Below are 24496 nucleotides of genomic sequence, written 5' to 3' on the forward strand. Positions count from 1 at the left end.
ACGGCAACGCCCCACATTCATGCCACGCGCCACCGGCGCGTTGAACAGATTTCAGGCGGGTCATGCGCCGGCCTCCCGCAACAGCACGCTGACCACGCGCCGCACGACGCGGCTGGCCAGACTGATGGGTTCGCCTCGGACCTGCATTTCGCCGCGAAACTCGGTCAGCGGACGATCGTCGCGCGACGCGTCGGTGACGTTGGCGGCCACTTCAAACACGGCCTGTTCCGCGCGCAGCCGGCCTTCGAACTGGCGCGCGGGGACGTCGCCGCCATGCGCCGATGTCAGGATCCAGTTTTCCAGCGTGTCATGGGCCGCCGCGCCGACGCGCGCGATCTGGATGGCGCGCGCCGGCATCAGGCGCTGTTCGTCCACGAATTCGCCGCTGTCGCCCTCGCGGATGCGACGCAAGTCATCGGCGTTGACGTAACCGCGCGCTTCCAGGCTGCCCGGCGCGGCGATGATCGCCAGCCGCGTCTTCTCGTCCACCCACCGCCCCGGCGAAAGCTCCAGCGCCAGCTCGACCACCACGCCGTCGATCGGCGCGCGCACCGCCAGCCGTGATCGTTCGCGTTCCAGACCGGTGGCGCGGTCGCGTTCCAGCTGCACTTCGCGCGCCAGCGTCAGGGTTTCGGACAAGTCCTTACGGTCGGCGCTGCGCCGGTCCAGCCTTTCGTTCAACAGGCGTTCGCGTTCGCGGATGGCCACCAGCTGCTGTTCGATTTCCGAAGCGCTCAACGCCATCAGGATCTGCCCGGCGCGTACGGTTTCACCCTGGCGCACGCGTACCGCTTCCAGACGTGCGGGGCGCGGCGCGAAGGCGGGCGCCTGTTCGGTGGCGGTCAGCACGGCCGGGATGCGCACGGTGTAGGGCAGCGGCACCAGCAGCAGGGCCGCCAGCAGCACCAACACGCCCAGCGTGATGAAGGCCTGCCGGCCGACTTCGTGGCGACGCTTGACCCAGACCTTCATCTCGCGCCAGATCGGCAGCGCGATGAACCAGCCGATCTCAACGGCAAACAGGAAGATGCCTAGGATCTTGAAGAAGTAGTGATAGACCAGCAGCGCGATGCCCAGGAACAGGAAAAAGCGGTAGACCCAGGTGGCGTAGGCGAAGCCGATGAGAAGCGCGCGTGTGCGGCCGTAGGTGGGTTCAGGCTGCTCATCGCCGTAGCCGAACAGCCGTTCGCGCATCCACCAGCGTGCCATCGCGAACGAACGGTCTTGCAGGCCGGGAATGCCGATCAGGTCGCTGAACAGGTAATAGCCATCAAAGCGCATCAGCGGATTCAGGTTGACCGCCAGGCTCAGCACCCAGCCCGTGGTGGCCAAAGCGAACGCGACGTTGCGCCAGGGGCCGTCTGGCACGAACACCCACGCCAGCGTCGCGAATACGGCCACCAGCAATTCAACGGCCATGCCCGCGCCGTCGATCAGCACGCGCTGGCGGCGCGGCAGGCGCCATGCGTCCGTGGTGTCGGTGTACAGGATGGGCGTCATCACCACGAACGCCACGCCCATTGTGGTAACGCGCGAGCCCAGGCGCACGGCCGTATACCCGTGGCCAAGTTCGTGCAGGGTTTTGACAAAGGCCAGGCTCAGGCCGAAGGCGATCAGGCCGGTGGCCGAAATCATGTCCGGAAACGTATGCAGAAAGGCATCCCACTGGCGCGACACCAGGTACAGGCTGAACGAGCCCAGCAGCAGCGCCAATATCCAGAAGGTGCGGGAAAAGAAGGGCGTCACCAGCGGCAGCGTGCTGCGCAGAAAGGCATCGGGGCGCGCCAGCGGCACCTTGAAGAACAGGTAGCCGTGCAGCATGCGCGTGGCCAGCGAACGCTTTTGCGCGCCGCGCTGCTGACGCACGCGCGCATAGGTTTCGCCGGCCGCTGGCGCCACCAGTTCGTGGCGTTGCAGGAATTCGATCAGGCCAAGGATCTTTTGATCGTCGGGCGCGCGGCCGGTGCTGCGTGCCACCGCGGAACGCAGCGCGCCCAGCGTGCCCTGATGCCATTGGGCCAGCATGCCCACCGTGTCCTGGTCGATGGCGAAGAACCGGTGCGCGGCCGGGTCATGGATGCGCCAATTGCCGCCCCATTCACCGGCACGCGTGCCGCCTTGGTCGCGGATCAGCCGCAAGTCCTGGCGCAGCGGTGGCAGCACGCGGGCGTCCAGGCTGGCTTCAGGGTCGTCGATAAGCAGGGCGGTGGCGTCCATGGCGTCAAACTCCGGTCCATTGGCGCAACGCCGTGATCGGCCGCCGCAGCAGGTAGTAGAACAAGGACACCGGTTCGCCATAGATGCGCGCGGTGCCGCGCAGGCCCAGGCGTTCGGGCGCGATGGTGGGGTCGTTGACACGCGCCAGCACGGTGTAGCTGGACACGCCGGCCGCGTCGGCATCGGCGCGGTAAGCCACGCGCACCACTCGCGCGTCCAGGGGGTCCAGCGGCGCGGCATCCAGGAACACGCGCACGGCAGCGCCTTCTTGCAGGTTGACCGAATCGGCTACCGGCACCTTCAGTTGATACTGCACGCGGCTGGGATCGGCCACGCGCATGATGGCTTCGCCCACGGCCACCGGACGGCCCAGCCAGTCGCGCGGGTCGCCATACAGCGCCACGCCGTCCTGCGGCGCGCGCAGCACCGCCTTGGCCAACATGGCGCGCGCGTAATCCCGTTCGGCCGTCGCCACCGATTCTTCACTTTGAGCAACGGCCAGTTCGCGCTTGGCGGTGGGGTCGGATACCGCCGCCTGTTGCAGCCGAAGCACCTTGGCGCGGGCCACCTCCACCTTCTGGATGGCCACCTCGTAGTCGCTGCGCAGCTGCGTGTCCACCAGTTGCACCAGCGGCGTGCCCGCGGCCACCTGCGCACCCGGCGGCACCAGGATGCGTTCGACGACGGCGGGCAACGCCGCCGTCACCACGAACGGATCCTGCGGCGTGACCTCCACCGGCGCCAGCGTTGTCAGCGGCACGTGCACAAAAGCAAGCACGGCGGCCAGTAGCGCCACGCCCACCATCAGCTTGGAACGATGGCGGCGCAAGCCGGCGACGGGCCGCGCCCGGCCCGCGATGGCGGACAGCCCATGGGCGTAGGCGCCGCCCAGGCGTCCCGCCAGGCGCAGGTGCGCGTCATCCCAAGGTTGGTCGCGCGCCAACAGCCAGCCCGCGCGCGGCGCCTGACCCACGTCGGCCAGCGGCACCCACAGCAGCGACGTCAACACCGCGTCAGCGGAACAGGGGTCGTCGGGATCGGCGTAGGCCTGCACGTCGAAGGTCCGCAGCGCCACCGGGTCGGGTGCGTCCGGATGGGGCCGACACAACTCGGTCACCATGTTCTCGTACCAGCGCACCAGCGGCGCGTCGCGGTTCACACTGGCCAACCCGGAAATGGCCGCCACGCGCCAGCGGCCAGCCGGCGCGCCTTCAAACACCAGCGCCTGCCCAAAGGGCAACAACGCCACGGGCTCGTTGGCCAGGTGCTGCCACAATGCCTCGGCCGTGGTGCAACGGCGCAACTCGCCTTCAAGACGGATCAACTGCGCGCTGGTGCTGCTTTGCGGATCGGCCGCCGCCACCGACGGCGCATTCGCGGCGGGACGGGGCCGCGCGGCTTCGCCTGCCGTCGCCGGTTCAGCCGGCCCGCTACGGGAACTCGCCACATGAAGGGCCATGAAAACCACTCCTTACCGGGTACCGCAATCGCCGGGGCTGGTTGCGCGGCGACCTCGCCACGCGGGCATGCCCCGGCAGGAACCTCAACGTGACAGGCCGCTCATCGGCGAATCACTGGCCTGGATGACGCTGAACAGCGGCGAAGCCGACGGCGCGCCGACACGCAGCGACGCTTTCGGCGCTCTGTCGGCTTGCGCCGACGGGATGGGCGTGATGGCGGGCATCCCGCCACTGCCGGCAGGCACCTGATAGACAGCTTGCACGGGCGACTTCTTCGGCGTACCGGCTCCGGGCATACCGGCTGCGGGCATACCGGCGGCGGGCATACCGGCTCCGGGCATACCGGCTCCGGGCGTACCGGCGGCGGGCATACCGGCTGCGGGCATACCGGCTCCCGGCGTACCGGCGGCGGGTGACGATGCCAGCGGGGCAGCGATGCCTTCCAGCGTGGCGCGTCCGCTCATGCCCGGCCGCACGCCTACCGGCGCCTGGTCGACTCGCGCCACGACCTTGACCGTCTGGCTGACCGCGTCCACGGCAGCGGACACACGCGTGACCTTGGCCGGCATCACGTCGCCCGTCTCATCGACGATGAAGTCCAGGCTGGACCCTTCCTTCAGCCACGCCAGCCACTTGGACGGCACGACCATGTGCAGTTCCATCGGGCCATCACTGACGATAGAGATCAGCTTTTCGTTGGGCGGCGGCGTCTCGTCCAAGCGCGCCAGCGTTTCGACAACGCTGCCCGCATAGGGCGCGACCACTTTGCAATCCACCATGCGTTGCTGGATGACGTCGGCCTGCGCCTGGCGCTCCTGCTGCTTGAAGCGCGCGATATCGGCGTCGGCGCGGCCCGTGGCCGCCATGCGCAGCAGTTCGGTCTGCACCTTGGCGTTGCGCGCTTCCACGGCGGCGCCGGCACGCGCGGCGCGCAGTTCGGCTTCCAGGCGGCGGCAGTCGAAGGCGACAAGTACATCGCCCTGCTTGAACCGTTCACCTTCCCGCAGCGGCATGCTGAGGATTTTTTCGGACACGGAAGACGACAGCGTCGCCTCGGCCGTGGCGCGCAGCACCCCGCGCGCCGATCCGCCGTCGGCAGGCGGGTCGGCGCCCCAGGCCGTGGCGCACGCCACCACCAAAGGCATCATCCAGACACGGCGGCGCCAGCCGGTACGCGGCGCAAAAGTTCTTTGATTCTTCATGATGGTTCCCGCGTAGTGGGTTAGCGTGCAGGCGCGGCAACCGCCACGCGCGTGTCCTGCTCGTTGCCGGCGTAGCCATTGCGTGCCGTCCACATGGCGCGCAGCTTGTTCGCCAGCGCCGGCACCGGATCGGCCGTGCTCATCGTCGTATCGACGGGGTCGATACCCAGCGACGCAAACACGTTGGCATAGGCGTTTTGCAGATCGGCCAGCGCCAGGTCGTAACGCACGCGCGCGACCAGCGTGTTCATCTGCTCTCGGATCAAGGTCTGACGGCTGAGTTTTTCGGCCTTGAAGCCCGAATCGATCTGCCCTTCAATGCGCGCCTGCACGTCGTAGAAGCGCTGCGCCGTGTTCAACTCGTCCTGGCGCAAGGCGTAACGCGCGCGGCTGACTTCCACCTGCGTCGCCACGGCGGTGGTCAGCGCCAGCTGGCGTTGGTCCAGCAGATCGCCTTCGGCCTTGATCTGCGCCTTTTCGGCGGGCAGGCGGAACACATTCAGCAGGTTCCAGCTGGCCACCGCGCCCCAGCCGATCCAGTTGCTGTTGTAGAGCAGGTCGTTGGTGCTGGCGTTCAAGCCGCCGAACAGCTTCAGGCTGGGCAGCGCTCGCAACAACGCGGCGGTGTTCTCCTGATCGTTGGCGCGCAGCTGATACGCGACCTCGCGCAGTTCGGGGCGGTTCTCGATGGCCACTTGCAGCCATGCCGCCGGCTCGTCCGCAATGCCGGGCAGCGCAAGCGGCTTGTTGGTTTCCATGGCCGGCGGCATCGCGATGGTGTATTGCGTCGTGGGAGGCAGGTTCATCAAGGCGCCCAACTGCTGCTTGGCAACGCCGAGCTCGCGGCCCAGCGCCTGCACGTCGCGCCGGATGCCCAGCATTTCACGTTGGTAACTTAACGGCGCCAACGGCGCGGTCAGGCCCAGCTTGTCTTGCTCGGCAGCCAGGTCCAGCGCGGTCTGCGTGGCGGCTTCCAGTTCGCGGATCTTGCCCAGCAGTCGTTCGGCGCTGACGGCGCGCCAGTAAGCGGTGCGCACATCTTCAATCAGCCGGTTCATCACCTTGCGCTTGCGCTCTTCGGCCATGTTGACGCGGTCGGCGGCTTGTTTTGCACGCACGTATGACAGCCCAAAGTCCAGCACGTCCCAGCTCAGTTGCAGGTTGCTTTGCAGAACGTTTTTCTCGGACGAGGTGGACGGTTCCAGGGAGGTTTGCCCGGTCAGCAAGGACTGGCTGGCGCCACCCGAATAGTTATCGCGGCCCGAGTAGTCCAGCGACGCCACAAACTTGGGCAGCATGTCGTAGTGCTTGACGTCCAGCTCGCGCTGCGCCAGCGCGACGCCCATCAGTTCCACCCGCACGTCCAGGTTGTATTTGATGGCGCGGGCCATCGCTTCATACAGGTCCACCGGCCCCATGATGGGTTCCTGGTCGGCGGTTGATCGCGCGATCAGGTCCATGGCGCGGTCGCGGTTTTCGGCGGCTTCGAATTGCTTGGGCTGTACCGAGCAGCCGGCAAGCAATACCGCCGACACGCAGGCTGCCACGGCGCGCAGCCGGGCCTTCTTGTCCAGATGTTGCCGGCGCGTGCCGCCGATGCAGTGGCTTACGATGGTGCTCATGTTCTTACCCTTGTCGCGCACGATCGCGTGCGTCCCTGACTGAATCCGCCTGTGCCACGGCACGAAGTCGCCGCGCTCACCCGCCTGGTTGAACTTCCCGAACCGTAAAGATCACTCGTATGAAACCGACTCGGAAACATCTGCACGAGCGGCCCATAGCTGTAAATACGAGCGGCGGCAGCATCCGGTTACGGACTCAATAGTTAAGGACGGTAAATTAAGGAAATAACTTTGCGGCAATCGACACAACTTCTCGCTTGCTCGATACGGTCTGCAATTTGGGCGGGATTTGGAATGCCGATGGCGCGCGTGCGCGGGATGCCAAACGGCGCAACAGTCTTGCGCCGCTTGGCAAATGCGTCAGGAATTTGCGGGATTGATGCGGCGCTCTCCGCGCAAGGCGGATAGGCCCATCACGCGTTCGAGATCAACGCGTCATGCCGAGCGTCTTCGGCAATCGCTTCGTTGAACTCGTGATCGTGCAGGCGCAGGATCATCGAACGGCGCGGCCGTCCGCGTGACGTTGCCAATCCCGACACGAAAGAGAACGGCGCCTTGGCCAGCGTCCAGCGCACCAGCTTCGAGCGCTTGTCCAGGCGCGCGTTGCAGCGGTCAACGGCTGCCTGAATTTCCGCGTCGGACAAGGCGGGCCCCAACAGCCACAACACCGCGCAGCATCCGACACGGGGCTTGAGAAACACGACGGCGCGCATGAACAGCGACGTGTCCATCAATGCGCGTTCGGCATTCGCCTGCACGGGGCCGATGCGCGGCGTGGCCACAATGCTGGGCCCCATGCGATCGAGCAGCGTCACGTAGCCGTCCACATCGATCTCGCCATGCTTGCCCGTTTGCAGCCATTGATTCGTGGCGGCATCATCGAGATAACCCAAAAATCCGGAGCCTTCAATTTCCAGTTCGCCGCCGACGCACACGCGCATGCGCAGGTGTGGCAGGGTCTTGCCCGCCGAGCCTGCGTGGCGCACGCCGTCGGTGTTCATCGTGACAACCGAGCCCGCCTGCGGCACCGAGAACGTCGGCACGACCGGCAGGCCGGCCGCCTCGAACAGACGCCGTACGCCAAGCTCTTGCGCGGGGCCGTCGATCAATGCACAGCGCAAGGTCACGGGTGCGCGCGCGCGGCGGTCCTGCAGGAAGGTCGCGTAATCAACCATTGCCTGTGGCGTGGCCAGGAAGCTTTGCGCACCGTAATGCTCAAGCTCGTCGTGCAAGACCAGGGGGTCTACGCCCATCGCGTCCATGCCCAGGTGGCTGCCGGGCAAGGCGACGCAGGTGGCGCCCGCGATCAAACTGGCATAGGCGCCGACGACGCACTCCTGCAACGTGGCCAGCGGCCGCGTCATCAGGTGCCGCTTGATGCCCCGATCCGCCAACGCGCCCGCCACGGACTTCGCGGTGGACAGCAACGCCGTTGCGCTCAGGCAGATGCCGCGGCCCATGTCGTCGCCTTCGGTGTCGAACAGGATTCTTGCGGTGCCGGGCGGCAGGGTGCGCGGCGACGGCGCGACTTGCCGGATGAACAGGCCATCGCCACCGGGCAGCGTCACGGCTTGCAGCATGCCCAGCCTGAGCAGCCTGGCGGCCATGGTGCCCGGCGCTATCACCGTGTCCACCGCGCAGCGTTCCAGCGCACGCGTCAACATGCGGTCCGACGCAAGCGGCGGCAACGGCACGTGGGCAATGTTCGCCATCAACGCCGCCACATCGTCCACGACCGTCCAGGGTGCATTGTCCTGAAGCGTCAACAACACCTTGACCGATAATTTCTCGTACAGGGCGCGGCGCTCCTGCACATAGGAGCAGAACGTGCTGTAGGACAGCGACGCCCGTGATCCGATCAACGCGGGCCGATACGTGCTTGCCGCATGTTGAGTCAATACATCGAAGAATTCTCTTGCGGTCATGGGAAGCTCTTAGGCAGCGGCATGTCTTCTTATTCGACGCGGCGACCCGTTTCGTTACCGACCTTCCAAACAACAACGGACCCGACAGGGTCCGTGATGACACGCATTCGGCCGCAGCCTGGCGTTTACCAGCGCAGCACGCGCGGCCCCAGCAACAAGCCAAGCAGACCGCTAAGCGCCATACCCAGCGTGTACCAGACCGCCACGAACAGCGATGAATCCTCGGGGCAGATCAGGAAATAGCCCAGCGCCCCTTGCGCGCCCGCGAAGATGCCGGCGGAAAAGCCCGCCAGCCGCAGCCGAGTCGGCGCCAGCGTGCGCATGGTCCACAGCGCGGCGGCTAATGCGGGCAAGGATATAAGCAAGATCAACAGCGGACAAAATATCCAGGTCTTGCCCAGCAGCAGCTCGTCATACTGATCGGCCGGCGCGCTTATCAGTTCAGAGAAACCGCATCCGGTCATCACCAGCACTGCCAGCACCAGACCCCACAACGGCTTGCTGACGCGTGATAGCGGGCGCGCAAGCTGCTTGAGCAAGATCCATCCTGCCGTGAGGACCGCCAAGGCGTAAGCCAGCTTGAACCAGCGGCTGACAAGCGCGGCGGGATTGACCACGATGCCATGCACCAAGAGGCCGATTCCCAGGCTGGCGGCAAGGCCGGTCAGCATGGCGTTGCGCAGCTTCTTGGTGACGTTGAAGACAGGCGCGGGGCCGGCGCCAGTGGCAATAAAGTCGATGAAGTCTTTCGTTTTCACTATAGGACTACCTTGACGAGCAGGCTCAATTTTTTTAACCCGCGGTGCACCTGAACCCTTATGGCGCCCTCGGTCATTCCTATTCGGGTGGCGGCCTCCGCCACGCTCAAGCCCTCCAGCTTTGTCAGTTCGATGGCACGCCTTTGCGCGTCGGGCAATACCCCCAACAAGCGCGCCAGATCCACATGCGACGTTGCTTCTCCGACCTCTCCGACCAACAGCGATTCATCCACGTCATCAATCGAATCGTTAAGCGCACCATAGCGTCGATTACGGCGCCAGAAATCGATCAGCTTGTGACGAGAAATTGCGTACACCCAAGCCGATAGCGGCTGGGCAGGGTCATAGCTTGCGCGCTGCAAATGCAGTGCCAACAGACATTCTTGAACCAGGTCTTCAACATCGTCCTGCCAGCCACCCATGCGACGACGCAAATAGGCTCGCAGTAATCGCGCGATGCGCCCCAAGACATCGCGATACGCTGTTTCGTCTCCCGCCTGAGCGTCTAGCCACAGCGCTCTGAGTTCGGATTCCACAGTCCCCAAACGGGCGGAGAATTCTCTTGGCATGTCATGCGCCATTCTGGTCAGCAGCCTTGCCGCAAAGACGGCACTCGGGGGCTGACCATGCAGCGGAGTATACGCGCGGAAAAACAGACGGATACACAAATATTCAGCGCGCTTATTACCGTCCGTTGCGCAACCGCCAATGCTCGCAAATATGCGCACACATCAAATGCAAATTAACGTCAACGGTGCAACAAGCGCGCGGTTCGAGACGTATTAGTTAATGCGTGTCCCATCCTTCGGCGCGGTTTTGAAAACGTGTCCGGATGGTCACCGCGCAGACACTTCTTCGTCAGGGATTTCACGGATGTCCTGAACATCGCCCCGACACTTCACATTGCTTGTTTGGCACCATGACAATTTCACATCGTTTTATGCGCCCCTGCCTGCCGTACTTTTTATTGCTCATCCTGGCGGGCGTTGTCGTGGGCGTGACAATCGGCGCAAGCAGCCTTCCCCCCGGTGCGCCGGTCGTTGACGCCACCGCGCAGCGCGCCGGCGACGTGCTGCTGCCCGCGTTGGCGGGCGCCTTTGGCGGCGTGCTGTTGAGCCTGCTGTTGTACCGCTGGTCAGGCGGGGCGCCCGGTGTTCGGCGCCGTATCAAACGCGCTATCCGCCGCGGCCACATCCACATGGTTTACCAACCGCTGGTGAACATGTCGTCGGGCCACGAGGTGGGCGTTGAGGCGCTGGCGCGCTGGACCCACGAAACGCTGGGCGCAATTGCCCCCGAGACTTTTTTTGCGTGGGCGGAAACGACGGGGCTTGGTCGTCAGCTGACGCGACACGTGGTGCGCGCTACGTTGACGGATCTGTGCGTCGCGCTGCGCGAGCCCGGCAATTTTTATTGCAGCATCAACGTGACGCCGCGCGATATCGAGGACATCTCCTTCGCGCGGTTCATGCTTGAAACGACACGCGAGTTTGGCATATCGCCCGACAGAATCGTGCTTGAGATCACGGAGTCGCTTGCGTTCGTGGTGGACGATCCGCGCACGCTGATCGCGCAATACCTGCATGCGGGTTTTCGTGTGGTCATAGACGATTTCGGCACCGGCTACGCCAACCTTAGCAATCTGCTGACGTGGGGCGTCAGCGGCCTGAAGCTGGATCGCACGCTGATCCGTTGGGTTAGCGCCAACGAGTGGGCCGCGACCGTGCTGGAGTCGGTGTTCGAGATGACGCGCCGCATGAACATCTACATCATTGTCGAAGGCATTGAAACCGAGGAACAGGCGCGCTATGTGCTGGAACGCGCGCCCGAGGCTACCGGCCAGGGTTGGCTGTACGGGCGCCCTTGCCGGGCCGAGCTGCTGCCGGTGCTGGCCTCGCGCGCGGCCGATGCCTCGCTGGACGAGTCGGTGGGTACGCCGGCAGGTACACCGGTTACCCCCGGCTTTTGCCCGGCGGCGCTTGCCGCCACGCAGCGTCATCGCGCCCCCACCGGCCATGTCGCCTGATAGCGCCGGCTCTTTTCCTTTACGGCGCGCGTCTGCGAGGCGATGGCCGCCCGCACGCTGCTAGACTGCCTGCTGCCCTACACATCGATCTTTCTTTTCAGGCAGCCTTCCATGCGCTTTATCGACACCGACCAAACCCGTGCCGCGCTGTCCTTCGACGCCGTCATCGACGCCCTGCGCACGGCCTTTCGCGACGGCGCGACGGTGCCCCCGCGCCATGTCCACGCCATTGAATCCGGCTCGTCGCGCGGCACCTCGCTGATCATGCCGGCCTGGAGCGACCGAGGATATTTCGGCGTGAAGATCATCAACATCTTTCCCGACAACACGCACCTGGGCCTGCCCGGGCTGCATGCGACCTACAACCTGTACAGCGCCACCACGGGCGTGCCGGTGGCGCAGGTGGACGGCGATGTCATCACGGTATTTCGAACGGCGGGCGCGGCGGCGCTGGGCGCGGATTATCTGGCCCGAAAAGATGCGCGCACCTTGTTGATCGTCGGCTCGGGCCGCATCGCGGGCCTGGTGGCGCAAGCCATGCGTCAGGTGCGCCCGATTGAACGCGTCATGGTCTGGAACGTGCGCGCGGCCGGCGCCGAAGTGTTGGCGCAACGCCTGCGGGAGCAAGGTTTTGACGCAAGCGCCACCACCGACCTGGAAGCGGCCACGCGCCAGGCCGACATCATCAGCTGCGCCACGCTGTCGACCGTGCCGCTGATACGCGGCGCGTGGCTGCGGCCCGGCGTGCACCTGGATTTGATCGGCAGCTTCAAGCCCGAGATGCGTGAAACCGACCCGGCCTGCTTTGATGGCACGACGGTCTACGTGGACACCGACGAAGCCCCGACCAAATCCGGCGACCTGTTGTCCGCCTTCGAGGCCGGTGTCCTGACACGCGACGCCATCCAGGGCGATCTGCATCAGCTCACCACCGGACAGCGGCCTGGGCGGCGCAACGATGAAGAGATCACGGTGTTCAAGGCGGTGGGCAGCGCGCTGGAAGACCTGACGCTGGCCACGCTGGTGGTTGAGGCGGCGACGGCGTAGTACTAGACGGCCTGGTGCAAGACGGCCCAGCGCAAGACGGCCAGGGGCAAGACGGCCGAGGAGTCGGCATCTTGCGTTGGGCCGCTACGGTAGCCGTGCGGGCATCGACGGCCTTGCATCAGCCGCCGCCCAACTCCACCGGCAGGTGCTCACGCATGATCTCGATGAAGCGGCGCAGGCGCGCGGGCTGATAGCGCGATGGCGCGTACACCAGGAACACCGGCAGCGGATCCGCGCGCCAATCGGGCGCCAGATGCACCAGCCGGCCGGCGGCAAGATCGTCCTGCATCGCCCAGGCCGAGCCCAACGCCACGCCCAGCCCCAGCAACGCGGACTTGCGCAGCGCATACAGACCATCGGTAGACAGACGCGGCTGGATGCCGAAGCGTTCTGTCGCCCCCGTGGCGCAATGCGTCAGGCTGACCTCGGTGCGATAGAACGTGCGCAGCGCCAGCCACGGCAGGCGCGCCAGCGCTTCGGGATGTTGCGGGACGGGCTCGCCTTGCAGCAAGTCAGGCGACGCGATGACGATGCGTGGCACTTCACCCAGCTTGATGGCGATCACCGACGGATCGGTCACCGCCCCCACGCGTATGGCGCAGTCCACGTTCTCGGCGATCAGGTCGGGCATGCGGTCGTGCAGCAGCCATTCCACCCGCATGTTCGGATACTGGCGCAGATAGCTGGCCAGCGGATCGACGAACTGGTCCTGGCCGAACGCGTGCGGCGCCACCACGCGCAGCGTACCGATGGGCTCGTCGCCCGCGCCGCGCACCTCGCTTTCAAACGATTGCCACGTGGCAATCAATTCCTTGGCGCGTTCATAACAGCGCTGGCCGTCTTCGGTCAGCCGGATCGCGTGGGTGGAACGTTGCAGCAGCCGCACTCCCATGGTGCGTTCAAGCAGTTGCAGGCGGCGGCTGACCGTGGGCTGCGTGCCGCCCAGTTGCGCGGCGGCGGCCGAGAGGCTGCCGGCTTCGACAATGCGCACGAAAGTTTCGATCAGCAGCAGGCGGTCGGTGGCGGCGGCGGTGGCGGCCGCGGAGGGCGGGGCAGGGGTGGTCATACGCCAATCGTATAACCGATGTACCCGCAAGTCGGCTACCAAAACAAGGCGCGCGCGCCCAGAATCTGCCCCGTACACGATCCTTCGGACACCTCACCATGTCATCCCAAACCCCCACCTCCACCGCCGCCTTGTCGCGCGGACTCGTTTTCCTTCTGGCGATCGGCGCCGGCCTGTCGGTAGCGTCCCTGTATTACAGCCAGCCGATGCTGGGCGTACTGGGCGCGGACATCCACGCCAGCGCCGAGACGCTGGGCTGGATCCCCACCCTGACGCAGCTGGGTTATGCCTTCGGCATCCTGATGCTGGCGCCCTTGGGCGACCGCCACGACCGAAAGCGCATCATCCTCATCAAGGCCGCCGTGCTCAGCCTGGCATTGCTGGCCGCCGCCGTCGCGCCCTCCATCGGCATGTTGCTGGCCGCCAGCTTCGTGGTCGGCCTGTCCGCCACGCTGGCGCAGGACATCGTGCCGGCCGCCGCGCATCTGGCGCCGGTAGAGCAACGCGGCAAGATCGTCGGCACCGTCATGACGGGGCTATTGCTGGGCATCCTGTTGTCACGCGTGGTCAGCGGATTTGTTGCCGAGCAGTTCGGCTGGCGCGCCATGTTCGTGGCGGCCGCCGTCACCATCGTGGCGCTGGGCGCGGCGCTGTGGCGTGGCCTGCCGCGCTTCGTGCCGACCGCGCAGCTGTCGTACGCCGCGTTGCTGGGCTCCTTGGCGACCTTGTGGCGCCAGCACCCCGGCCTGCGCCGCGCCGCCACCGCGCAGGGCTTGCTGTCGCTGGGCTTCAGTGCGTTCTGGTCGACCTTGGCGGTGATGTTGCATGGCGCGCCGTTTCACCTGGGTGCCGGTGCGGCGGGTGCGTTCGGGCTGGCGGGCGCCGCCGGCGCGCTGGCCGCGCCGCTGGCCGGCCGCGTGGCCGACACCCGGGGTCCGCTTGCCGTGGCCAGCCTGGGCGCCGGGCTGACGATGGTGTCGTTTGCCGCCATGATCTTTCTGCCCTTCCTGTCGCCGCACGCCGCGCTGTGGCTGATCGCGGGCGCCGCCATCGGCTTTGATCTGGGCATCCAGACCTCGCTGATTGCGCATCAAAGCATCGTCTACGGCATTGACCCGGCCGCCCGCAGCCGCCTGAACGCCATCCTGATGACCGGCGTGTTCATCGGCATGGCCGCCGGTGGCGCGCTGGGCAGCCTGGCGCTGGCGCACTGGGGCTGGACGGGTGTGACGGTGGTGGCGGCAGGCGCGGCCGCCCTGGCGCTGGGCCTGCGGGTCTGGCCGGCTGCCGGGGGTCGCGCGATTATTGCGGCGCGTTGATCTCGTCCGCCGTGATGATCTCGGCAACGAGAACCTGCGCGGGCCCGTCCAGGAAGTACTCTTCCTGGGTGGGCTCGCGCAATTTCATGTAGGCGTTCTCGCCGATCTGCATGGTGTGCCCGGCGGCCAGTTCAGCACCGCTTTCCAGCATGTAACCCATGATGTTGTTGAAGATATTCGAGTAGTACTCGCCTTCATCATGGCCACGGGCCAGCGCGGCGAAGTCGGGCAGGCTGAACAGGTCGGCGCCATAGGTGCGCATCCACACGCCGGCCACGCCATCCACTTCATACTTAACAAAGCCGCAATACAGCATGTTCAGCGGCAGCGTGCGCAGCAGGTCCAGGCTTTCTTCACCCAACGACTCGGCATCGAACACGCCGGCCGGCAACGAGGTATGGGCATGTTCGTTCAACACCGCCACCGCGCCAAAGCCGGTCAACGCGCCGGCCACGGCGGCCAGCGCCACGTATTGCTCCAGCGGATCCTGCGAAAAACCCGCGTAGTACAAAATGATGTGGCTGGCGTGCGCGCGCACTTCATCCTTGACCGTGCCGGGATAGTGCGCCGGCGCCACGCAGGCTTCCATTGCATCCTTGGGATAGGGCGCGTCAAAACCCACCAGCCGCACCACGTGGTCGCCCCAGCCCGCCAGGCCCAGCACTTCCGGCATGTCGGGTGCGATCTCGACGCGGGCATCGCTCATCGACGGGTGATACGCGCACAACGCCGCCCGCAAGCCGTCCTCGTCCAGCGCCAGGGGCTCGGCGAACAGCACCTGCAAGCTCAGCGGGTTTTCGATGGCGGGGTTGGCGGCCAGCGCGCGGGCGTCGGCGGATTCTTCCTTGCGGCCGAAGAAGCGGGAGAAGATGCTCATGGGGTTGGGGCTATCCAGGTTTAAAACGGGGGCAGTATACGGTTGCCCCCCGCGCGCCCGAGGGCGATGTCTCCATTGGACACATCTCTCACCGACCCGGCGGCTCGGAGAATCCGTCCGGCCCTACCGTTTCAAGCACATAGTCGATGAACGATTTGATGCGCGATGAAATCGCGGTGTTGCGGTAGTACACCGCGTTGATCGGCTGCCTGACGTCTTGCGTCTGGCGCGGCAACACCTGCTGCAACGCGCCCGATTCTCGATCGGCCCGCGTCATGAAATCCGACAGGCAGACAATGCCGCCCTGGTTCAGCGCCAGCTGCCGCAACGTCTCGCCGCTGTGGGCGCGCACGCCGGGCTTGATGTGCAGAGGTTGGCCGTCGGCATCCAGCAGCGGCCATTCGTTCAACGATTCCAGCTGGCTGAACCCCAGCAGAATGTGCTTGGCCAGGTCGGCCACGCGCTTGGGCGTGCCCTGCTGCGCCAGATACGCCGGGCTGGCCAGCACGCGCACGCGGCTCTGGCCCAGCGGCACGGCGTGCAGCGACGAATCCTTCAACCGCCCGATGCGGATCGCCAGGTCGGTGCGGCGTTCCAGCAAATCGATATTGCCTTCGTTGCTATTCAATTCCAGCTCGACTTGCGGATACCGCTTGCGGTAGCCGGGCACCAGCGGCGCGATCACGTGCAGCATGAAGGGCGAGGCCGCATCCACACGCAACAGCCCGGCGGGTTGATTGCGCCGCACATTCATCAGGTCTTCGGTTTCTTCGACCGCCGCGACGATGCGGCGCACCTGCTCAAGATACGCGCGGCCTTCTTCGGTCAGGGCCAGCCTGCGCGTGGTGCGGCGCATCAGCGTGGTTTGCAGCTTTTCTTCCAGCCGGCTCATGGTGCGGCTGGTGGCCGAGATGGTCTGGCCCAGCACGTCGGCGGCAGCGGTGATGGACCCGCTGTCCACCACGGCGATAAAGACCTGCATTTCATCTAGCGTCGTTTTCATACTTGACGTTATATCAAAAGTATTTCGCCGATATGGGGCTTTTTTGGCAAGGATACGGCGGGCACACTGGCTGCATTCCCGGGCCATCGGCGCCTGGATCATCCCCCCCTTTCGGAGTTTTACATGAGCATTCCCAGTTTCGGCGTCGGCACGTTCCGGCTGCAAGGACAAGTCGTCATTGATTCGGTGCGCAACGCGCTGGACGTCGGTTATCGCGCCATCGACACGGCGCAGATCTACGAGAACGAAGCGGACGTGGGCCAGGCCATTGCGCAATCAGGCGTGGCGCGCGATGACTTGTTCATCACCACCAAGATCTGGGTGCCCAACACCGGGCGCGACAAGCTGGTGCCCAGCTTGAAGGACAGCCTGGCCAAGCTGCGAACCGACTATGTGGACCTGACCTTGATCCACTGGCCCGCGCCGAGTAACGGCGTGTCCATCGATGAATGCATGACCGCGCTGGCCGAGGCCCGCGTGCAAGGGCTGACGCGCCAGATCGGTATCTCGAACTTTCCCATTGCGCAAACCCGCGCCGCCATCGCCGCCGTGGGCCGCGAGGCCATCGCCACCAATCAGATCGAACTCAGCCCCTACTTGCAGAACGCCACGCTGACGGCGTTCCTGAAAGAGCAGGGCATCCACGTCACGTCGTACATGACGCTGGCGTATGGCCGGGTGCTGAACGACCCGGTCATCCGGGAAATCGCCGACCGCCACAACGCCACGCCCGCGCAGGTGACGTTGGCCTGGGCGCTACAGCTGGGCTATTCGGTGATCCCGTCATCGACCAAGCGCGACAACCTGGCCAGCAACCTGCTGGCCAGGGACCTGCGTTTGACCGACGCGGACATGGCGCAAATCGCGACGCTGGAAAGAAACGGCCGCGAAGTCAGCCCCGAAGGGCTGGCCGCGGCCTGGGACTGATACGTCGGGCAGGATTACTGCGTGTCGTAGCGCGGGGAACGTGGCCCGTACAAGATACCGCCGGGTTGCCCCGCGCTGAGCAGCATGTGGTTGGTGGTGCCGGCCACGCCATAGCTGCGATCCGACAGTGTGTTGACGATCTGGTCCACCATCGCCTGCACCAGCATGCCGATCAGGCCGCCGCTGCTGTTGCTGGCCTGCACTACCTGCTTGCTGCCCGACCACAGCTTGGCGCCGTTGCGCAGGTCGATCAGTTCGGCGTCGATGGCCACCGTGACGTTGCTGGACACCACGGCATAGCTGGCGCCGTACTGCTTGACCGTCATGTACAAGGCGGCGTCGGCACCGAAGATCTCGCGCAGCTTGGCGCCGGGCAAGCCGTGGATTTCATCCGGGGAGCTCAGGCCGTTCTGCTTGAAGGTCTCGTCCATGACGCCCACCGGGATCACGTAGTAGCCCGATTCCGCCAGGGGCCGCGTGGCTTGCGACAGCACGGCGGCCGTCGCGGCCACGTCCACGGACGTGTTCAGCGGCGGCAGCACCAGGATCGACGCCGGCTTGCTTTCGCGGAAGGCGGTGTAATCCACATGCTGTTGCGGCGCGACGCAACCGGCCAGCATGGCGACGGCGGCCAACAGGCCGATTCGGAACAATCGGTTCATCATCACGATCCCTTCTTCAAGGCTGCCGCATCGGCGGATGCCGGGGTGGCGGATGCGGCGTCAGCGGACGCCGCGGGCTTGCCGACGTTGCGCATCAGGAAGTCCATGAACGGCGTGGATTCCGGGAAAGCCGCCTTCTCGCTTTGCAGCTGTTCCACGCCCTTGTCGCCATCACCCATCTTCAGATACAGCATGCCCAGATGCGCGCGAAAGCCCGGCGGCAACTCAACATTGGCCGCACGCGCGGTTTCAATGTTCTTTTCCAGGGCTTGAGCCTGCACCGCGTTATCCGACCCGTCTTCCTTCAGATAGGCATAGACGGAAGGCTGATAAGCCTGCCAGCTGTACATCGACTTGGGCTGCTGCACGCATGCACTCAAGAGGCCCACCGTGGCGGCAACCGCCAAGCCGCGTCCGGCGCGCGCAAGCGCACCCGGGCGACGCATCGCCTGTCGTTTCAACATGGAAGTTCTCCTTAGTTGGCCGAAGGCTGCCAGGCGCCTTGCTCGATGCCGTCGACCAGGCGGTCAACCGCTTCGCGGATGGCCAGGTCCAGGACCTTGCCGTTCAGGGTGGAGTCGTAGCTGGCGGTGCCGCCAAAGCCGATGACTTCGCGGTTCGACAGGCTGTACTCGCCCGCGCCCGACGCGGAATACACCACTTCGGACGTCGTCACGTCCACCACGTTCAGGTCCACCTTGGCGTACGCCACTTGTTCCTTGCCGCGACCCAGGATGCCGAACAGCTGCTGGTCGCCAGTGACCTTGCGGCCGAAGGCGGTGACGTCGCCCGTCACGACGTAGCGGGCGCCCTTGATCTGGTTGGCCTTTTTGTTGAAGCCGGCTTCCTGCTTGATTTCGGAGAGGTTGTCGCGATCCATGACCTGGAAGCGGCCGCTGCGCTGAAGATGGCTGACCACGATCGTCTTGGCCTGGCCGCCCAGGCGGTCCACGCCGTCCGAGAACACGCCACGCAGATAGTTGGTGCGGTTATCGAATTTACCCACCGAGATCGGGCTGCGCACGCCTTGATACGGCTTGGCCGCCGCCTGCGTGGCCGGCACCACCAGCGCTTGCGAACGCTCGGTGGCGCAACCGGAAATCGCCGCCGCCAATACGGCCAGCGCGCCCATCTTTACGACCTTGTTCAACATCTTCTTCTCCTGCCGGCGCCACCGCACCCGCGGCGGGCAAGCCTCTAATCGTTATTGAATCGAGCCGGCATTATAAGCAAATGAATAGTTTTGTCACAAATTGAAATAACGAGACTTTTCGGGCGACATGCGGTATTCAGCAAAAAACGTTTAAAAACGTGGCCGTTGTACTGAGAAAAGAGAATTCATGAAGTCACGCAACCTGACCGGCATCCATCGCTATGACGCTCCCGCGGGGGGGTGGGGCGCGCTCAAGGCCACCGCGCAGGCCGTCGCCGACCAGATGCGCATTGCCGAAGCGCCCGTGCTGCTGCTGCGCACCAACAAGCCCGACGGCTTTGACTGCCCTGGCTGCGCGTGGCCCGACAAGGCGCACACGTCCACCTTCCAGTTTTGTGAAAACGGCGCCAAGGCCGTGACGTGGGAAGCCACCAAGAAGCGCGTCCCGCCCGAGTTCTTTGCCGCGCATACCGTCACCGAACTGCTGACCTGGAGCGACCACGACCTGGAAGACGCCGGCCGGCTGACGCACCCCATGGCGTACGACGCCGCCAGCGACACGTACCAAGCCATCGGCTGGGACGCCGCGTTCGCCCGCATCGGCGCCACGTTGTCGGCATTGCCCGACCCCGACATGGTCGAGTTCTATACCTCGGGCCGCGCCTCGAACGAAGCCGCCTTTCTCTTCAGCGTGTTCGCGCGCGAGCTGGGCACCAACAATTTTCCCGATTGCTCGAACATGTGCCACGAGGCCACCAGCGTCGGCCTGCCGCAAGCCATCGGCATCGGCAAAGGCACGGTTTCGCTGGACGACTTCGACACCTGCGACCTGATCATCTCGATGGGTCACAACCCCGGCACCAACCACCCGCGCATGATGGGCACCTTGCACGAATGCGCGCGGCGCGGCGTGCCCATCATTGTGTTCAACCCCTTGCGAGAACGCGCGCTGGAACGCTTTGCCGACCCCCAGAATCCGGTCGAGATGGGCACGCTGGGGTCCACCCGCATTGCGTCCACGTATTACCAGGTGAAGGTCGGCGGCGACGCGGCCGCGCTCAAGGGGATCATGAAGGCGCTAGTGGCGGCGGACCGTGACGCGCGCGGCGTGCTGGACCATGAATTCATCACCCAGCACACCGAGGGCTTTGACGCCTATGTGCAGGACCTTAACGACACCCCCTGGCACGACATCGAAGCCGCCAGCGGCCTGTCCCGCGCGGACCTTGAAGCCGTGGCGGCCGCGTACGCCAAGTCCAATGCCACCATCGTTACTTACGGCATGGGCATCACCCAGCACGCGCGCGGCACCCACAACGTGCAGCAGATTGCCGCGCTGCTGCTCATGCGCGGCAACTTCGGCAAGCCGGGCGCCGGCATCTGCCCGCTGCGCGGGCATTCCAACGTGCAGGGCAATCGCACGGTAGGCATCACGGAAAAGATCGATCCGGTGATGTTCGACAACTTTGAAAAGACGTTCGGTTTCCGCCCGCCCGAGCGCCACGGCCACGACGCCGTGGACGCCATGAAAGCAATGGTCGACGGTTCGGCGCGCGCGCTGATCTGCCTGGGCGGAAACCTGGCGATGGCCCTGTCCGACACTGATCAGTGCGAAGCCGGCATGCGCCGGCTGGACCTGGCGGTGCACATGAACACAAAGCTGAATCGATCGCACCTGCTGATCGGCCGCGAGTCGATCATCCTGCCGGTGCTGGGCCGCACGGAAAGCGATGTGCAGGCCGCTGGCGCGCAGTCCATCACCGTCGAGGACTCCATGTCGATGGTGCATGCCTCGCGCGGCAAGCTGGCGCCGGCCTCCGAACACCTGCGATCCGAACCGGCCATCATCGCCGCCATGGCCGCTGCCACGTTGCCGCACACCCGCGTGCCATGGCTGCATCTGGTGGAAGACTATGGCCGCATCCGCGACCTGATCGAACAGGTCTACCCGGACTTTCGGGGCTACAACGAACGCATCCTGAAGCCGGGCGGTTTTCGCTTGTCGCTGCCGCCCACGGAACGCATCTGGAAGACCCCGACCGGCAAGGCGCAATTCCTTCCGTTCAAGGGCCTGCGCGAGGACCCGGCCGCGCCGTCCGACACGCTGACGCTGACCACGTTGCGCAGCCACGATCAATACAACACCACGATCTATGGGCTGGACGACCGCTATCGCGGCGTGTTCGGCCGACGCGACGTGCTGTTCATGAACGCCGCCGACATGGCCCGTCACGGCCTGGAACATGGCGACGACGTCGACATCAACACCGGCCTGCCGGGCGAATCGCATCGCCATCTGCGGCTGACCGCCATTGCCTACGACATCGCGCCCGGGTCCGTCGGCGCGTACTACCCCGAAGCCAACAACCTTTGCCCGCTGGACTACCAGGACAAGCAAAGCGGCACGCCCAGCTACAAGTCCATCCCCGTGCGGATCCGCAAGGCTATCGAAGTTCCAGCGTAGCCCCGATGACGCGCAGCGTCGGCATCAGCTGACGCCACGCGTCGCGCGGGATGGCGGCCGGGCGCTTCAGTTCGGCGGCGGCCGGATCGTTCAGCAAGTCGCCCTTGCAGGCGAACACCACGCTGTTGGTCATGTCGTCATCCACCACTTCAAACATCGACGACCCGAACGACGCCCGCACACGCGCCAGGTACTCGTGATGCATCGGATGGTTCACGTGGTAGTTGATGACCAGGATGCCGTTCTCGCGTAGCGCGCGGTGGCAGTCGCCGTAGAACGCTTCGGAACACAGCGCGTCCGGAATGCCGCCCACGCCATAGCCGTCCAGGAAAATCACGTCGGCATGGTCCGACAGCCCGCGCAGGTGGTCGGCCGCATCGGCCTGGATCACGCGAAAACGGGCGTTGTCGGGCGGCACCATGAAGGCCTCGCGCAGGGCAATGACGGCGGGGTCGATCTCGACCACTTCAATGTCCGCGCCAGCCAGGTAGCGATAACAGAACTTGGGCAGCGAGCCGCCGCCCAGGCCCACCATCAGAATACGCGCGGGCTCGGGGTTGAACAGCACGAAACCCATCATCATGCGCGTGTACTCGATTTCCAGCGCGTCGGGATTCAGCAGCGACATGCTGCTTTGGATTTCTTTCTGAGTGAAATGCAGCATGCGCCGCGTGCCCACGTTCTGCACGAAGGGCCGGTGAATGGCCTGGGGTTCATCGGACGCGGTGGGCGGGTTGGGCGGCGCGGGTGTTACGTGGTCGGACATGGGGCGGGTGGCGTCTGCCAATGCATCTACATAAAAACAGACACAAGATACCACTCGCCCCGGGGCGCCCGGTTTGGGGGCCGCCAGATTTCTAGAACACCGTCGGTACGTTGCGCACCGGGCGGTCCGGCTCGCGGTAGCCCTGGGGCTTTTGCCGCTTGGGCAGCGTTATCTTCGCCCGGGGCAGCGCCTTGTACGGAATGCTCTGCAGAAGGTGGCTGATGATATTGAGGCGCACCCGTCTTTTGTTATTGGAATCGGCCACGAACCAAGGCGCGTAGTCGGTATCGGTTTGCGCAAACATGTCGTCGCGCGCGCGCGAATAGTCATACCAGTGGCTGTACGAATCCAGATCCAGCTTGGACAGCTTCCAGATTTTTCGCTCGTCATGAATCCGCGCCTGTAGCCGCCGCGTCTGCTCGGCTTCACTGACTTCCAGCCAGTACTTGATCAGGATCACGCCGGAATCGATGATCGCGCGCTCGACCAGCGGCACGGCTTTCAAAAATGCCTTGGCCTGGCTTTTGGTGCAAAACCCCATGACGCGTTCCACGCCGGCGCGGTTGTACCAACTGCGGTCAAATATCACGATTTCGCCGGCCGCCGGCAAATGCGGCAGATAGCGCTGCACGTACATCTGCGTTTTTTCGCGGTCGGTGGGCGACGGCAGCGCCACTACGCGAAATACCCGTGGACTGACTCGTTCGGTAATGGCCTTGATGGTGCCGCCCTTGCCCGCGCCGTCGCGCCCTTCGAACAGGATGCAGACCTTTGCTCCGCTATGCACGACCCATTGCTGAAGCTTGACCAGTTCGACATGCAGCCTGGCCAACTCGCGCTCGTATTTCTTTGCCGACAACCCCGCGACACCGGGCGCGCCGTTTTCAATAGCGGCGCCGACGGGTTCGTCCTTTGCGATTCCTTTTTCGGTTTTCATCATCTCGCTCCTTGATCGGCCCATCGGACATTGTGAGCCGAGTCGCAATTCAAGGTCCATGATGATTCCGGCGAAAAATCGTCAGGTTCGAATCGTGAAAGGTGCACCGCTATTGCGGATGAAACCGAAGGCGCGTCGCCGAAGGGGTTTCCAGGAACAGCGCGCGGTATTGCGCGGCGGAATGCGTCGAATAGGAATAGCCGTGCTGCAAGAAGCAGTCAGCCACCGTCATCCGCGTGTCCTTGCCGGATGCCAGGTCCCAATACACGTCGTGCAGCTTGCGCAGGCAAAGATAATGCCCCGGGCCGATGCCAAAACATGTCTGGAAGAAGTCGCGCAAACTACGCTCGCTGATTTTCAGGCCGCGACGGATGTCTTCGACGTGGGCATTCTGATTACGCTCGCGAAACACGGTCAGCGTGGCATCGCACAGCAATGCCAGGGATGACGAAGGGCGGCCCTTGCACGGGTCGTTCGGGAAGCGGCAGGCCATCAGGTCGAACAGCCTGCGTTCAATTAAGCGGCGGCCGATGGCGGCAGGACAGGCGGGCGTCATCGCCATCAGGGCCGCTTCGCGCAGGGCGCCCCATTGCAGGGGGTCTGTTTTCTCCATGCCGCCCGCACTACGCCACCGCCTGAACGTCTGCGCCATCAGGCCATCGCCTGTGAACCGATCGGCATCCAGCGGCAACGCGATACTGATCCATTCGTTGGGGCCCGCCGCGCGAAAGACATATCCCTTGCCCGGCGCCAATATGCCCAGCGCCGCCGCATTCAATGGCGCGCCATTCAGCCAGGCCTGTGCGGGTGAAGGCTGCGACAACAGCAACGTCAGGTGAGTAGACCGGCACACCGCTTCGCACACGTTTGAAACGGCGGCACTGCCCTGCTGGAGATCGAAGCCGTCAATGTCGAAACGGCTGATATGCCATCCCCCGCCACCGCGACCCAAGAGAAATACGCGTGCCTGGGCGTCGAAGATGGCGTCGGCGTAAGAATCGAGCGACTTGAAATGATGAAGATCCATCTGTTTCCCCGCGCAAGGTACCCACGACGTGGATCTGA

21 protein-coding genes are annotated in these 24496 nt (G+C 64.9%); 5 read left to right on the forward strand and 16 right to left on the reverse strand.

Features of this window, described 5'->3' with window-relative positions:
- Positions 1-60: 60 nt before the first annotated feature.
- From V6F88_RS08815 to V6F88_RS08845, 7 genes are all read right to left on the reverse strand, one after another.
- Positions 61-2217: an HlyD family efflux transporter periplasmic adaptor subunit gene (locus V6F88_RS08815; RefSeq protein WP_332608972.1), complete on the reverse strand. Its 2157-nt coding sequence runs from the start codon at positions 2215-2217 to the stop codon at positions 61-63.
- Positions 2218-2221: 4 nt separating this feature from the next.
- Positions 2222-3676, reverse strand: coding sequence for an efflux RND transporter periplasmic adaptor subunit (locus V6F88_RS08820; protein ID WP_332608973.1), 1455 nt, complete (start codon positions 3674-3676; stop codon positions 2222-2224).
- A gap of 84 nt (positions 3677-3760) precedes the next feature.
- A complete protein-coding gene (locus V6F88_RS08825) occupies positions 3761-4879 on the reverse strand; it encodes an efflux RND transporter periplasmic adaptor subunit (RefSeq protein WP_332608974.1) in 1119 nt (372 codons plus the stop codon).
- A 20-nt stretch (positions 4880-4899) separates the two neighbouring features.
- Positions 4900-6501, reverse strand: coding sequence for a TolC family protein (locus V6F88_RS08830; RefSeq protein ID WP_332608975.1), 1602 nt, complete (start codon positions 6499-6501; stop codon positions 4900-4902).
- Between the two features lie 413 nt (positions 6502-6914).
- The gene (locus V6F88_RS08835) at positions 6915-8426 is read right to left on the reverse strand and encodes a hypothetical protein (RefSeq protein WP_332608976.1); all 1512 of its coding nucleotides are present in this window, start codon (positions 8424-8426) and stop codon (positions 6915-6917) included.
- A 125-nt stretch (positions 8427-8551) separates the two neighbouring features.
- Positions 8552-9184, reverse strand: coding sequence for a DUF1109 domain-containing protein (locus V6F88_RS08840; protein ID WP_332608977.1), 633 nt, complete (start codon positions 9182-9184; stop codon positions 8552-8554).
- On the reverse strand, positions 9184-9753 hold the full coding sequence (locus tag V6F88_RS08845) for a sigma-70 family RNA polymerase sigma factor (RefSeq protein ID WP_332608978.1): 570 nt from the start codon (positions 9751-9753) through the stop codon (positions 9184-9186). The genes V6F88_RS08840 and V6F88_RS08845 overlap by 1 nt, the downstream gene beginning before the upstream one ends.
- 350 nt (positions 9754-10103) lie before the next feature.
- On the opposite strand from V6F88_RS08845, the gene V6F88_RS08850 reads away from it, so the two are divergent.
- Together V6F88_RS08850 and V6F88_RS08855 are read left to right on the forward strand one after the other, a co-directional pair.
- Positions 10104-11210, forward strand: a complete 1107-nt coding sequence (locus tag V6F88_RS08850; protein ID WP_332608979.1) for an EAL domain-containing protein — start codon at positions 10104-10106, stop codon at positions 11208-11210.
- Between the two features lie 111 nt (positions 11211-11321).
- Complete coding sequence (locus V6F88_RS08855; RefSeq protein ID WP_332608980.1) at positions 11322-12257, forward strand: ornithine cyclodeaminase family protein; 936 nt, start codon at positions 11322-11324, stop codon at positions 12255-12257.
- A gap of 118 nt (positions 12258-12375) precedes the next feature.
- On the opposite strand, the gene V6F88_RS08860 is transcribed toward V6F88_RS08855, so the two are convergent.
- A complete protein-coding gene (locus V6F88_RS08860) occupies positions 12376-13323 on the reverse strand; it encodes a LysR family transcriptional regulator (RefSeq protein ID WP_332608981.1) in 948 nt (315 codons plus the stop codon).
- Between the two features lie 98 nt (positions 13324-13421).
- On the opposite strand from V6F88_RS08860, the gene V6F88_RS08865 reads away from it, so the two are divergent.
- Positions 13422-14642 (forward strand): MFS transporter, encoded by a 1221-nt coding sequence (locus V6F88_RS08865; protein ID WP_332608982.1) that lies wholly within the window; start codon positions 13422-13424, stop codon positions 14640-14642.
- On the opposite strand, the gene V6F88_RS08870 is transcribed toward V6F88_RS08865, so the two are convergent.
- Both V6F88_RS08870 and V6F88_RS08875 read right to left on the reverse strand, forming a co-directional pair.
- A complete protein-coding gene (locus V6F88_RS08870) occupies positions 14626-15519 on the reverse strand; it encodes a DUF4261 domain-containing protein (RefSeq protein ID WP_332608983.1) in 894 nt (297 codons plus the stop codon). The two genes, V6F88_RS08865 and V6F88_RS08870, sit on opposite strands and share 17 nt — an antisense overlap.
- 88 nt (positions 15520-15607) lie before the next feature.
- A complete protein-coding gene (locus tag V6F88_RS08875; protein ID WP_332608984.1) occupies positions 15608-16522 on the reverse strand; it encodes a LysR substrate-binding domain-containing protein in 915 nt (304 codons plus the stop codon).
- Between the two features lie 123 nt (positions 16523-16645).
- Here V6F88_RS08875 and dkgB point away from each other — a divergent pair, with 123 nt between their 5' ends.
- Positions 16646-17449, forward strand: coding sequence for a 2,5-didehydrogluconate reductase DkgB (dkgB, locus tag V6F88_RS08880; protein WP_332608985.1), 804 nt, complete (start codon positions 16646-16648; stop codon positions 17447-17449).
- 14 nt (positions 17450-17463) lie between these two features.
- Here dkgB and V6F88_RS08885 read toward each other — a convergent pair whose 3' ends face one another.
- Genes V6F88_RS08885 through V6F88_RS08895 form a run of 3 tightly spaced genes read right to left on the reverse strand, consistent with a single transcriptional unit; the run spans position 17464 to position 19264 of the window.
- On the reverse strand, positions 17464-18114 hold the full coding sequence (locus V6F88_RS08885; RefSeq protein ID WP_332608986.1) for a DUF799 domain-containing protein: 651 nt from the start codon (positions 18112-18114) through the stop codon (positions 17464-17466).
- The gene (locus V6F88_RS08890) at positions 18114-18575 is read right to left on the reverse strand and encodes a DUF4810 domain-containing protein (RefSeq protein WP_332608987.1); all 462 of its coding nucleotides are present in this window, start codon (positions 18573-18575) and stop codon (positions 18114-18116) included. The genes V6F88_RS08885 and V6F88_RS08890 overlap by 1 nt, the downstream gene beginning before the upstream one ends.
- Before the next feature lie 11 nt (positions 18576-18586).
- Positions 18587-19264: a CsgG/HfaB family protein gene (locus tag V6F88_RS08895; RefSeq protein ID WP_046805329.1), complete on the reverse strand. Its 678-nt coding sequence runs from the start codon at positions 19262-19264 to the stop codon at positions 18587-18589.
- 187 nt (positions 19265-19451) lie between these two features.
- Between V6F88_RS08895 and V6F88_RS08900 the strand changes: the two genes are divergently transcribed.
- Positions 19452-21728, forward strand: coding sequence for an FdhF/YdeP family oxidoreductase (locus tag V6F88_RS08900; RefSeq protein WP_332608988.1), 2277 nt, complete (start codon positions 19452-19454; stop codon positions 21726-21728).
- Here V6F88_RS08900 and V6F88_RS08905 read toward each other — a convergent pair.
- From V6F88_RS08905 to V6F88_RS08915, 3 genes are all read right to left on the reverse strand, one after another.
- Entirely contained in the window at positions 21709-22494 is a 786-nt protein-coding gene (locus V6F88_RS08905) for a fused MFS/spermidine synthase (RefSeq protein WP_332608989.1), read from the reverse strand. The genes V6F88_RS08900 and V6F88_RS08905 overlap by 20 nt on opposite strands.
- 91 nt (positions 22495-22585) lie before the next feature.
- On the reverse strand, positions 22586-23434 hold the full coding sequence (gene ppk2, locus V6F88_RS08910; RefSeq protein ID WP_332608990.1) for a polyphosphate kinase 2: 849 nt from the start codon (positions 23432-23434) through the stop codon (positions 22586-22588).
- Between the two features lie 106 nt (positions 23435-23540).
- Complete coding sequence (locus V6F88_RS08915; protein ID WP_332608991.1) at positions 23541-24458, reverse strand: helix-turn-helix domain-containing protein; 918 nt, start codon at positions 24456-24458, stop codon at positions 23541-23543.
- Positions 24459-24496 lie beyond the last annotated feature (38 nt).

The sequence above is a fragment of the Achromobacter sp. ESBL13 genome (assembly GCF_036668755.1).
Taxonomy (GTDB): domain Bacteria; phylum Pseudomonadota; class Gammaproteobacteria; order Burkholderiales; family Burkholderiaceae_B; genus Achromobacter.

Coding starts and splice junctions, on each gene's coding strand:
- V6F88_RS08835 (WP_332608976.1), bottom strand. CDS start 8,426: ATGACCGCAAGAGAATTCTTCGATGTATTGACTCAACATGCGGCAAGC.
- V6F88_RS08915 (WP_332608991.1), bottom strand. CDS start 24,458: ATGGATCTTCATCATTTCAAGTCGCTCGATTCTTACGCCGACGCCATC.
- V6F88_RS08905 (WP_332608989.1), bottom strand. CDS start 22,494: ATGTCCGACCACGTAACACCCGCGCCGCCCAACCCGCCCACCGCGTCC.
- V6F88_RS08860 (WP_332608981.1), bottom strand. CDS start 13,323: ATGACCACCCCTGCCCCGCCCTCCGCGGCCGCCACCGCCGCCGCCACC.
- V6F88_RS08865 (WP_332608982.1), top strand. CDS start 13,422: ATGTCATCCCAAACCCCCACCTCCACCGCCGCCTTGTCGCGCGGACTC.
- V6F88_RS08875 (WP_332608984.1), bottom strand. CDS start 16,522: ATGAAAACGACGCTAGATGAAATGCAGGTCTTTATCGCCGTGGTGGAC.
- V6F88_RS08830 (WP_332608975.1), bottom strand. CDS start 6,501: ATGAGCACCATCGTAAGCCACTGCATCGGCGGCACGCGCCGGCAACAT.
- V6F88_RS08820 (WP_332608973.1), bottom strand. CDS start 3,676: ATGGCCCTTCATGTGGCGAGTTCCCGTAGCGGGCCGGCTGAACCGGCG.
- ppk2 (WP_332608990.1), bottom strand. CDS start 23,434: ATGATGAAAACCGAAAAAGGAATCGCAAAGGACGAACCCGTCGGCGCC.
- V6F88_RS08870 (WP_332608983.1), bottom strand. CDS start 15,519: ATGAGCATCTTCTCCCGCTTCTTCGGCCGCAAGGAAGAATCCGCCGAC.
- V6F88_RS08895 (WP_046805329.1), bottom strand. CDS start 19,264: ATGTTGAACAAGGTCGTAAAGATGGGCGCGCTGGCCGTATTGGCGGCG.
- V6F88_RS08845 (WP_332608978.1), bottom strand. CDS start 9,753: ATGCCAAGAGAATTCTCCGCCCGTTTGGGGACTGTGGAATCCGAACTC.
- V6F88_RS08850 (WP_332608979.1), top strand. CDS start 10,104: ATGACAATTTCACATCGTTTTATGCGCCCCTGCCTGCCGTACTTTTTA.
- dkgB (WP_332608985.1), top strand. CDS start 16,646: ATGAGCATTCCCAGTTTCGGCGTCGGCACGTTCCGGCTGCAAGGACAA.
- V6F88_RS08825 (WP_332608974.1), bottom strand. CDS start 4,879: ATGAAGAATCAAAGAACTTTTGCGCCGCGTACCGGCTGGCGCCGCCGT.
- V6F88_RS08900 (WP_332608988.1), top strand. CDS start 19,452: ATGAAGTCACGCAACCTGACCGGCATCCATCGCTATGACGCTCCCGCG.
- V6F88_RS08815 (WP_332608972.1), bottom strand. CDS start 2,217: ATGGACGCCACCGCCCTGCTTATCGACGACCCTGAAGCCAGCCTGGAC.
- V6F88_RS08855 (WP_332608980.1), top strand. CDS start 11,322: ATGCGCTTTATCGACACCGACCAAACCCGTGCCGCGCTGTCCTTCGAC.
- V6F88_RS08885 (WP_332608986.1), bottom strand. CDS start 18,114: ATGATGAACCGATTGTTCCGAATCGGCCTGTTGGCCGCCGTCGCCATG.
- V6F88_RS08890 (WP_332608987.1), bottom strand. CDS start 18,575: ATGTTGAAACGACAGGCGATGCGTCGCCCGGGTGCGCTTGCGCGCGCC.